Raw genomic sequence first — 9132 nt, forward strand, 5'->3', positions numbered from 1 at the left:
GTCGAAGAGCGCACCCCGGCTGCCGGTGTTGGCCACCGGCGGTGCGGCGACCGGCGGTGGCACGGCGCTCCGTGGCCCACGCGCCGGTGTCCGGGACAGTGTGGCGTCCAGCCGGTCCAGGTTCTTGCTCGCTGTCGACGCGAGCTGCCACGGCACGCTGACCACCATGACTCCCGGTTCGAAGAGCAGCCGGCCCTTGAGGCGCAGGGCGCTCTGGTTGTGCAGCAGGTTCTCCCACCAACGGCCGACCACGTACTCGGGGATGAACACGGTGACCACGTCCCGGGGCGACTTGCGGCGGGTGGAGGCGACGAAGTCGAGGATCGGGCGGGTGATCTCCCGGTACGGCGAGTCGATCACGGTGAGCGGGATCGCCATCTCCCGTCGCTCCCAGTCGGCCTGCAGGTCCCGGGTGTCCTTCTCGTCCACGTTGACCGTCACCGCGGTGAGCGTGTCCGGCCGGGTGGCGCGGGCGTAGGCGATGGCCCGCAGCGTCGGCTGGTGCAGCTTGCTGACCAGCACGATGGCGTGGTTGCGGGCGGGCAGCACGGCCCGGCCCTCGTCCGGCGGGGTCAGCTCGACGGCGATCCGGTCGTAGTGCCGGCGGATCGCCAGCATCAGCACGTAGATCACCGCCATCGCGGCGATGGCGATCCAGGCGCCGAGCAGGAACTTCGTGATCAGGACGATCACCAGCACCGCGCCGGTCAGGCCCGCGCCGAAGGTGTTGATGGCACGCGAGCGGTGCATCCGGCGGCGCGCCTCCGGGTCCCGCTCGGTGCGCAGGTGCCGGTTCCAGTGCCGGATCATGCCGGCCTGGGAGACGGTGAACGAGACGAAGACCCCGACGATGTAGAGCTGGATGAGTCGGGTCACCTCGGCCTGGAAACCGACGATCAGCACGATCGCGAAGAGAGCCAGGAAGACGATGCCGTTGGAGAAGGCCAGCCGGTCGCCCCGGGTGTGGAACTGGCGGGGCAGGTAGCGGTCCTGGGCGAGGATCGAGCCGAGCACCGGGAAGCCGTTGAACGCGGTGTTCGCGGCCAGGAAGAGGATCAGGGCGGTCATCCCGGCCACCACGTAGAGCAGGATCGACCCGGAGCCGAAGACCGTCTCGCCGAGCTGGGTGGTGACCGTCTTCTGCACGTACCCCTCGGGGCCGGAGACGATCTGGAGGCCCGGGTCCTCCACGAACTGGAGGCGGGTCAGCCGGGACAGCCAGATGATCCCGACCAGCATGCTCACCGAGATGCTGCCGAGCAGCAGCAGGGTGGTGGCGGCGTTGCGGCTCTTCGGCGCCTTGAACGCGGGCACCCCGTTGGAGATCGCCTCGACACCGGTGAGCGCGGCGGCGCCCGAGCTGAACGTCCGCAGCAGCAGGAAGATGAGCGCGAAACCGGTCACACTGTGCTCGGCCTGGATCACCAGGTCGGCGCTCGGCGCGCGCAGCTCGTCACCCAGCACGAAGACCCGGAACAGACCGGTGAGCAGCATGCCGCCCATCACGATCACGAAGCCGTAGGTGGGGATGGCGAACGCCGTGCCCGACTCGCGCAGACCACGCAGGTTGACCGCGCTCAGCAGGACGACCGCGCTCACCGCGATCAGGACCTTGTGGGTGGCCACGAACGGCACCACCGAGCCCAGGTTGGCCACCCCGGAGGAGACCGACACCGCCACCGTGAGCACGTAGTCGACCAGCAACGCGCTGGCCACCCCGACGCCGAACTTCGGCCCCAGGTTGACAGTGGCCACCTCGTAGTCGCCGCCACCGGACGGGTAGGCGTGCACGTTCTGCCGGTAGCTCGCCACCACGGTGAGCATGACCACGACCACGGCCAGCGCGATCCACGGCGAGAAGACGTACGCGGAGGCACCGGCGATGGAGAGGGTCAGCAGGATCTCGTCGGGCGCGTACGCGACGCTGGACAGCGCGTCGGACGCGAACACGGGCAGCGCGATGCGCTTCGGCAGGAGGGTGTGCTGGAGCCGGTCGGACCGGAACGGTCGACCGAGAAGAAGCCGCTTCAGCAGCGAGGTGGGACTGGCCACGAACGCCAAGAGTACGACCACCACGGCGGGGGCGCGGGGGTGGGCGATCACCGCTGCTCGCGACGGCGGGGTACGGTCGGTCCCCGCTCGCCACCGGGACGTGGCAGGCTCGCACTCGAGGGCCACCGGCAGCGGGAGTGGTACGCACCTTGGGAGGGACAGCGTGCACGTCGTGATCATGGGATGTGGTCGGGTCGGGTCGACGCTCGCCCACAGCCTGGAGTCCCGAGGGCACTCGGTGGCGGTCATCGACCAGGACGCCGACGCCTTCCGCCGGCTCGGCCCCGACTTCGCCGGGATCACCGTGACCGGGGCCGGTTTCGACGGCGAGGTGCTCCGGCAGGCCGGCATCGAACGCGCGGACGCCTTCGCAGCGGTGTCGAGCGGCGACAACTCCAACATCATCTCGGCCCGGCTGGCCCGTGAGACGTTCGGCGTGTCCCGGGTCGCCGCCCGCATCTACGACCAGCGCCGGGCGCAGGTCTACGAGCGGCTGGGCATCCCCACCGTGGCGACAGTGCGGTGGACGGCGGACCGGATGCTGCGGCACCTGGTCCCGGAGGGCAACGTGGAGATCTTCCGCGACCCCACGAGCACGGTGTCGATCGTCGAGGTGCCCGTACACAAGGACTGGATCGGCCGACCGGTGCGGACGCTGGAGGACGCGACCGGGGCGCGGGTGGCCTACCTGATCCGCTTCGGCATCGGCACGCTGCCCACCGGCTCCACCGTCATTCAGGAGGGCGACCAGGCGTTCATGCTGGTCAGCGATGACATCGTGGCGACTGTCACGTCGGTGGCGGCGACGCCGCCGGAAGGAGGGCACTGAGCCATGCGGGTCGCCATCGCGGGCGCGGGCAACGTGGGCCGCTCGATCGCCCAGGAGTTGATCGACAACGGCCACCAGGTGATGCTGATCGAGCGTCAACCCAAGATGCTTCGCCCGGACCGGGTGCCGGCCGCCGAGTGGGTGCTGGCCGACGCGTGCGAGGTGAGCAGCCTGGAGGAGGCCGACGTCGCCGGCTGCGACGTGGTGGTCGCGGCGACCGGCGACGACAAGACCAACCTGGTGCTGTCGTTGCTGGCCAAGACCGAGTTCGCGGTGCCCAGGGTGGTCGCCCGGGTCAACCGGGCCGAGAACGAGTGGCTGTTCACCGATCAGTGGGGCGTGGACGTCGCGGTGAGCAAGCCGCGGGTGATGGCCGCGCTCGTCGAGGAGGCGGTCACCGTCGGCGACCTGGTCCGGCTGATGACCTTCCGACAGGGCGAGGCGAACCTCGTCGAGATCACCCTGCCGCCGACCGCCCCGTACGTCGGTGAGCCGATCCACGCCGTGCCGCTGCCCCGAGACGCCGCCCTGGTGGCGATCCTGCGCGGCAAGCGGGTCCTGGTGCCCAGCCCGGACGACCCGATCGAGGCCGGGGACGAGCTGATCTTCGTCTGCACCGCCGAGGTGGAGGACGCGGTCCGCGCGGTGATCCTCGGACCGGACAGCGTCGAACGGACCCGCGGCTCACACTGACCCCCACGGGGCTGAGCGGCCCGGCCGCCCGACGTCGCTCAGGCGCTGGGCAGCGGGGCCGGCGGCGTCTCCCGGGTGACCCGGCGCACCGTCCAGACCGTGATCAGCAACAGCAGCGCGTACGGCGGGTAGCCCAATGCCAGCCGGGCCACGCCCAGCGCGGTGTCCTGGTGGGCCAGGTAGAGCCCGGCCTGCACGCCCACCTTCGCCAGCCAGACCACGCCCCAGAGCACCGTCAGCTGGGTGAACGTGCGCACCAGCTTCGGGTCGGACCGCCACTCCGAACGGCCCTTGGCCACCAACACCGACCAGATCCAGCCCACCAACGGCTGCCGGATCGCGGCCGAGACCAGCAGGGCGATGCCGTAGCCGATGCCGTAGAGGATGCCGGGAAGATAGAAGTCACGCTCGTCGCCGGTGCGCCACGCGATGGCCGCGCCGACACCGACGCCGAAGAGCCCGTTGACGGCGTGCCGGATCGGTCGACGCTGGGCCAGCCGCAGCCCCGCGATCAGCACGGCGACCGCGATCGACGCGATCACCGCCGGCCGCAGCTCGCCGATGATGTTGGCGACGACGAACACCACGACCGGGATGCTGGACTCGACCAGCCCGCGCCAGCCGCCGAGCTGGTCGGCCATCTGCTCGGCGATCGTCGGCAGCGGCTCCTCGTCCTGAGGGTCGGTATCCGGCTGTGCCGCCCGGTCCTGTCCCGTCGTCATCGCCGGCCTTCCGTCCGCAGTGCCGTCACTTGGGCGAGTCCAGCTCGTAGTAGGGGTTGTAGATGACCTTGCGCTCGTCCCGCACGGCCACCCGGCCACGGGCGGTCAGATGCCGTCCCGGCTCGATCCCGGCGATGTGCCGTCGCCCCAGCCAGACCAGGGTGACCACGTCACTGCCGTCGTACAGGTCGGCCTCAAGGGTGGGCAGATTGGTGCGCGGCGTGTAGACCACGGTGCGCAGCCGACCGGCGACCGAGACCAGCTGACCCCGGGAACACTGCTGGGCGGGGATCCCGCCGCACTCGGCGCTCTCCCGACGCAGCTCCTGCGCGTCGATCTCGGCCTCGCTGGCGGTGAACCTCTGCAGGATGCGCCGCAGCGACACCCGGCCCTCGTCGGTCGTCATGACCTCCGCGTCACCCTCTCCACGCTCGCCGTCCCCGGCCGGCCCCGGCGGCGCCGGAACCGTGCCGCCAGCGTACGCCGACGGGGCTGGTTCCGGCGGGCCGGTGCGCGTCGGTCAGACCTGACGCGGTGCGGCGGCGGCGTCGCCCGCCTCGGCCTCGGCCTGGTCGGCGATCTCCCGAGGCAGCCGCAGCGGCAGGGGCTCGCGGACGGGCTTCGCCTCCTGCCCACGGTCGACCACAAGGCCGTCCAGGCACTCGACGAGCGGACCGGCCATGCCCGGGTCGGTGGCCACCGGGCCCTGGAAGACGCCCCGGACCATCCAACGCGGCCCGTCGATTCCGACGAACCGCAGGTTCGTCGCGCCGTCGGGGGTGTTCACCTGTGCGTGCAGCTCCGGGCCGTACTCGCCGGCGACCTCCTGCGCGCTCGCGCCGTCGCGGAGCAGCGACTGCCGGATCTCCTCGCGCACCTCGTTCCAGATGCCCTCGGACCGGGGGGCGGCGAAGACGCCCAACTGGAGCGCGTTGTCACCGTGCACCAGCACCACCTGCTGGACCACACCCTGTGGGTCGGCCTGCACCCGCACCTCGACGTCGGCGATCGCCGGGATGTGCAGGCTGCCCAGGTCGAGTCGCTGCACGTCGTCGTAGCTCTCGGAGATGTCGTACGGGCCGCGCTCCAACGTCGGCGTCGCATCGCCCTGGTCCGGGACCTGGGTGGCCCGCTCGTCACGGGTCTGCCGCTCCGCGTCGGCCCGCTTTCGGGAGAAGATCACTGCGCCTGCCCTCCGCTGTTCACACTCACCCTGCCACCTCTTCCGTCTGCCCGCGGCCCGGCTCGCTCGGCCGCCGCTCGACCCGGTCCTGGCCCGTCGGCGACGGCACCAGCCCGGCGTGCCCACCGGTGGACCCGTGCCCACCAGCCCCGCGCCGGGACGCGGGCAGCTCGACCACCGGCTCGAACCGCGCCCGCGCGACCTGCTGGACCACGAGCTGAGCGATCCGGTCGCCGCGGGAGATCTTCGCCGGCACATCCCGATCATGATTGATCAGGTTGACCAGGATCTCACCCCGGTAGCCGGCGTCGACCGTACCGGGCGCGTTGAGCACCGTCACGCCGAGCCTGGCCGCCAGACCGGAGCGGGGATGGACCAGGCCCACGTACCCCTCCGGCAGCGCGATGGCCACGCCGGTGGGCACCAGGGCACGGCCGCCAGGTGGCAGCTCCACGTCCGCGGCCGCCACCAGGTCGGCCCCGGCATCGCCGGGATGCGCGTACGTGGGCAACGGCAGCTCCGGGTCGAGCAACTGCACAGGCACGGGTACGACGTCGGTCACGGGTCCCCTCTTCCGTCCGGTTCGCGGGGTGACCCTGCCATCCTGCCGGTTCGTCGAGCCGCCGTGCGCCGTACCCTCGCAGGAGTGAGCATGTCGCCCTCCCCGTCCGCCGATCAGTCGCCGGTCACCGCCCGCTCGGCGTACACCGAGCGGTTGGATCTGCCCTGGTGGCTGTGGCTGGCCGGGCTGGTGGCCGCCGCGTTGCTGGCCGTCGAGATCTGGATGGGCGCCTCCGGCGTCCGCACCTGGCTGCCGTTCGCCGTGCTGGTGCCGCTCACCGCGGTGGGGCTGTGGTGGCTGGGCCGGATCCGGGTCGCAGTTGCCGACGCCGAGCTGCGGGTGGACGACGCCCGCCTGCCGGTCCGTTTCGTGGCCGACGTGGTGCCGCTGGACGTGGCCGGCCGACGTGAGGTGCTCGGCGTCGGCGCGGACCCGCTCGCCTTCGTGGTGCAGCGACCGTGGATCGGCGGCGCCGTGCAGGTGATCCTCGACGATCCCGCGGACCCGACCCCGTTCTGGGTGGTGAGCACCCGCCACCCGGTCGAACTGGCCGAGGCGGTGCTGACCGCACGGGACGCTCTGTCGGCCTCCCACCCGACGGCGGGAGAGCCGGGCTGACCCGACGCCGAAGGGCCGCTCAATTGCCGGTCTGACGCTGAAGGGCCCGCTCAGGTGCCGGTCGGCGGGCCTGGGAGGGCCGCCGGTGGCGCGGGCCGGGCGATGCCCCGTCGGCGCAGGTCCACCTGGAGTTGCTCGGCCATCTGCTGGGTGGCCCGACGGTTGAGGAAGCTGGCCACCGCCGCTCCGGTCAGGAACGGCCCGAGCGTGGTGAGGTTGCGACCGAAGCGCCGCAGCAGCATGTCCCGCAACTCTTTGCGGGCGGCGGTGCCGAGCACCGCTCCGACTCCCACGCCGGGCACCATCGGGTTGACGCCGCGTTGAGTGGCCCAGGAGTGCACCAGCGCGACCGCCCGTTGACTCCCGGCGGCCGGTAGTGCCACGCCGTGGATCTCGTGCAGCTCGCCGACGAGTTTCAGCTCCACCGCCACCACGGCCACGGTCTCGGCGGCCAGCAGCACCGGCGCGGAGAGCAGAGTCGGGGCCACCGTCCACTCGACGGCCGCGACGCCCCCACCGGCCGCACCGATGGCGGCGGTGGTCCTCGACGCGTTACGGATGAGCCGGTCGGCCAGGGCGGTGTCGTCCAGACCGGGGAAGTGCTGGCGCAACGTGTCCAGGTCCCGTACCGGCACGTGCGGGGCGATCTCGGCGACGGCGTCGACCATCCACCGCACGGCAGCGCGGGGCTTGAACAGGTCGGAGATGCCCCGCGCACGGGCCTGCCCGACCATCCGGGTCAGCAGTTGGCGGCGTCGGGCCGGCGCGATGTCGTCCGCGGTCAACGCCGCGACGGTGGCGCCGAGGTCGTCCGAGCCACCGTCGGCGCCGAGGTCGTCCGTGCCACGGGTGGCACCCAGGCCGTCCGTGCCACGGGTGGCACCCAGGCCGTCCGTGCCGCCTTCGGTGGTGCCGCCTCGATCGCTCATCGGACCTCCCGGTGCTGTGGCTACCCGCTACGAGTCAAGCAGGTACCCACCGCAGCCGCATGCCTACACCGGCAGCGGCGACCCCGTTCAGGAGGCCGCCGCCGGTGTTGTCGTGGTTCTCAGACGCACTCGCGGCAGATCAGCTCGCCGTTACGCTCGACCGCCAGCTGGCTACGGTGGTGGACCAGGAAGCAGCGAGCACACCGGAACTCGTCCTGCTGCATCGGAAGCACCTTGACCGTGAGCTCCTCGTCGGCCAGATCGGCACCGGGCAGCTCAAAGCTCTCGGCGACCTCGGCCTCGTCGACGTCCACCGCGCCCGACTGTGAGTCGACGCGCCGTGCCTTGAGCTCTTCCAGGCTGTCCTCGCCGAGGTCGACCTCGTCGCGACGCGGGGCGTCGTAGTCGGTGGCCATCGGTTTCACTCTCCCATATCGATGTTGTCGCTTCCGGTTGTAACGCCGGACGACGCTGTTTCGGTTCCGCTGGCCGGCCATCACTTGTGTCGGGCACCCGACCCGAGGACCGAACGGGTCGAGCTCGCTGGGGCGACTCCCCTGCGAGCGCGGAACCTTACCCCCCCTTGGGCGAGGCATGTATACCGCCCTTGCGGCTGAGATGTACGCCCCCGCACGCGAGATTGTTCCCAATGTGATTCAGGCGACACGAAGATAGGGGTAGTAGTACCCGGTTCGCGGTCGGCGCGCCGGCATGTCGGGCTGTTTCCACGCGACGGCCGGACAACCGTTAACCTCAGCGGCGTATTCGACGGCCGGCGGCCTGAGCGATCGTTCCCGGCCGCCACCACCCACTGAGGTTCCGGGGAGAGCCCTGATGAGTTTTGCGCGCGTGCGAGCACTCGTCGTCGTCGGCCTGCTGGCGATCATCGCCCTGGTCTTCGTCGTCGTGGCCGTGGTCCGCGACAGCCAGGGCAACGTGGGCACCGCGGCGGGTTGCCCCGAGGGCTGGCCGCTGGCGGATCTGACCCTGCGCGAGCGCAAGGACGTCAAGATCAACGTTTTCAACGCCACGGATCAGCCCGGCCTCGCCCACACCGTCGCCGACGAGTTCAGCAATCGACAGTTCCAGGTCAAGAAGACCGGGAACGAGAAGAAGGTCGACAGCGTCGCGGTGCTGCGGTACGGCCCGAAGGGCGTCGGTTCCGCGCACCTGCTCCAGGCGTACTTCCTCAACAACGCCGTGCCGGGCTACGACCCGAAGCGCGCCGACGACACCGTGGACGTGGTGCTGGGCAACCGCTTCCAGCAGCTCGCCACCACGACCGAGGTCAACCAGTCGCTCGGCGACTCGGGCCCCCCGGAGGCACCCAAGGGCGCCTGCCCGTCCCCACCCGCCAAGTGACGGCGTAACCGCTCCCCCGCAGCGCCAGGCCGGCGACCGGTAGCGACCCGGCCCACCGGCCGGAACCTGGCCTACCGGCGGGAACCAGGCCCACCGGCCGAAGCCCGGCCCACCGGCCGAAGCCCGGCCCACCGGCCGAAGCCCGGCCCACCGGCCGAAGCCCGGCCCACCGGCCGAAGCCC

Annotated in this window: 11 protein-coding genes; 4 read left to right on the forward strand and 7 right to left on the reverse strand. The window is 71.5% G+C overall.

Going from position 1 to position 9132, the window contains the following annotated elements:
* A partial coding sequence (locus ABZ749_RS17415; protein ID WP_357228855.1) for an APC family permease occupies positions 1-2052 on the reverse strand: 2052 nt, incomplete at its 3' end.
* Between the two features lie 163 nt (positions 2053-2215).
* On the opposite strand from ABZ749_RS17415, the gene ABZ749_RS17420 reads away from it, so the two are divergent.
* A complete protein-coding gene (locus ABZ749_RS17420) occupies positions 2216-2881 on the forward strand; it encodes a TrkA family potassium uptake protein (protein ID WP_355009344.1) in 666 nt (221 codons plus the stop codon).
* Between the two features lie 3 nt (positions 2882-2884).
* Positions 2885-3574, forward strand: a complete 690-nt coding sequence (locus ABZ749_RS17425) for a TrkA family potassium uptake protein (protein ID WP_357228857.1) — start codon at positions 2885-2887, stop codon at positions 3572-3574.
* 38 nt (positions 3575-3612) lie between these two features.
* On the opposite strand, the gene ABZ749_RS17430 is transcribed toward ABZ749_RS17425, so the two are convergent.
* The 4 genes from ABZ749_RS17430 to dut form a co-directional block, all read right to left on the reverse strand.
* A complete protein-coding gene (locus ABZ749_RS17430) occupies positions 3613-4296 on the reverse strand; it encodes a DUF3159 domain-containing protein (protein WP_357198506.1) in 684 nt (227 codons plus the stop codon).
* A gap of 25 nt (positions 4297-4321) precedes the next feature.
* Positions 4322-4702 carry an OB-fold nucleic acid binding domain-containing protein gene (locus tag ABZ749_RS17435; protein WP_179782700.1) on the reverse strand — a complete coding sequence of 127 codons (381 nt, stop codon included), beginning with the start codon at positions 4700-4702 and terminating at the stop codon, positions 4322-4324.
* Positions 4703-4816: 114 nt separating this feature from the next.
* The gene (locus ABZ749_RS17440; protein WP_357228860.1) at positions 4817-5479 is read right to left on the reverse strand and encodes a DUF3710 domain-containing protein; all 663 of its coding nucleotides are present in this window, start codon (positions 5477-5479) and stop codon (positions 4817-4819) included.
* 25 nt (positions 5480-5504) lie between these two features.
* A complete protein-coding gene (gene dut, locus ABZ749_RS17445) occupies positions 5505-6041 on the reverse strand; it encodes a dUTP diphosphatase (RefSeq protein ID WP_355009340.1) in 537 nt (178 codons plus the stop codon).
* A 90-nt stretch (positions 6042-6131) separates the two neighbouring features.
* On the opposite strand from dut, the gene ABZ749_RS17450 reads away from it, so the two are divergent.
* Positions 6132-6659 (forward strand): DUF3093 domain-containing protein, encoded by a 528-nt coding sequence (locus tag ABZ749_RS17450; RefSeq protein ID WP_357228864.1) that lies wholly within the window; start codon positions 6132-6134, stop codon positions 6657-6659.
* A 50-nt stretch (positions 6660-6709) separates the two neighbouring features.
* Here ABZ749_RS17450 and ABZ749_RS17455 read toward each other — a convergent pair whose 3' ends face one another.
* Positions 6710-7588, reverse strand: a complete 879-nt coding sequence (locus ABZ749_RS17455; RefSeq protein ID WP_357228866.1) for a hypothetical protein — start codon at positions 7586-7588, stop codon at positions 6710-6712.
* Positions 7589-7707: 119 nt separating this feature from the next.
* On the reverse strand, positions 7708-8004 hold the full coding sequence (locus tag ABZ749_RS17460; protein ID WP_007075406.1) for a DUF4193 domain-containing protein: 297 nt from the start codon (positions 8002-8004) through the stop codon (positions 7708-7710).
* Between the two features lie 433 nt (positions 8005-8437).
* Between ABZ749_RS17460 and ABZ749_RS17465 the strand changes: the two genes are divergently transcribed.
* Positions 8438-8950, forward strand: a complete 513-nt coding sequence (locus tag ABZ749_RS17465) for a LytR C-terminal domain-containing protein (protein ID WP_355009418.1) — start codon at positions 8438-8440, stop codon at positions 8948-8950.
* Positions 8951-9132: the final 182 nt, after the last annotated feature.

This window comes from Micromonospora sp. NPDC047753 (genome assembly GCF_040642735.1).
In the GTDB taxonomy this organism is placed as follows: domain Bacteria; phylum Actinomycetota; class Actinomycetes; order Mycobacteriales; family Micromonosporaceae; genus Micromonospora.

Excerpts from the sequence above, each read along its gene's own strand:
- ABZ749_RS17425 (WP_357228857.1), top strand. The coding sequence starts at position 2,885 with ATGCGGGTCGCCATCGCGGGCGCGGGCAACGTGGGCCGCTCGATCGCC.
- ABZ749_RS17450 (WP_357228864.1), top strand. The coding sequence starts at position 6,132 with ATGTCGCCCTCCCCGTCCGCCGATCAGTCGCCGGTCACCGCCCGCTCG.
- ABZ749_RS17460 (WP_007075406.1), bottom strand. The coding sequence starts at position 8,004 with ATGGCCACCGACTACGACGCCCCGCGTCGCGACGAGGTCGACCTCGGC.
- ABZ749_RS17430 (WP_357198506.1), bottom strand. The coding sequence starts at position 4,296 with ATGACGACGGGACAGGACCGGGCGGCACAGCCGGATACCGACCCTCAG.
- ABZ749_RS17455 (WP_357228866.1), bottom strand. The coding sequence starts at position 7,588 with ATGAGCGATCGAGGCGGCACCACCGAAGGCGGCACGGACGGCCTGGGT.
- ABZ749_RS17435 (WP_179782700.1), bottom strand. The coding sequence starts at position 4,702 with ATGACGACCGACGAGGGCCGGGTGTCGCTGCGGCGCATCCTGCAGAGG.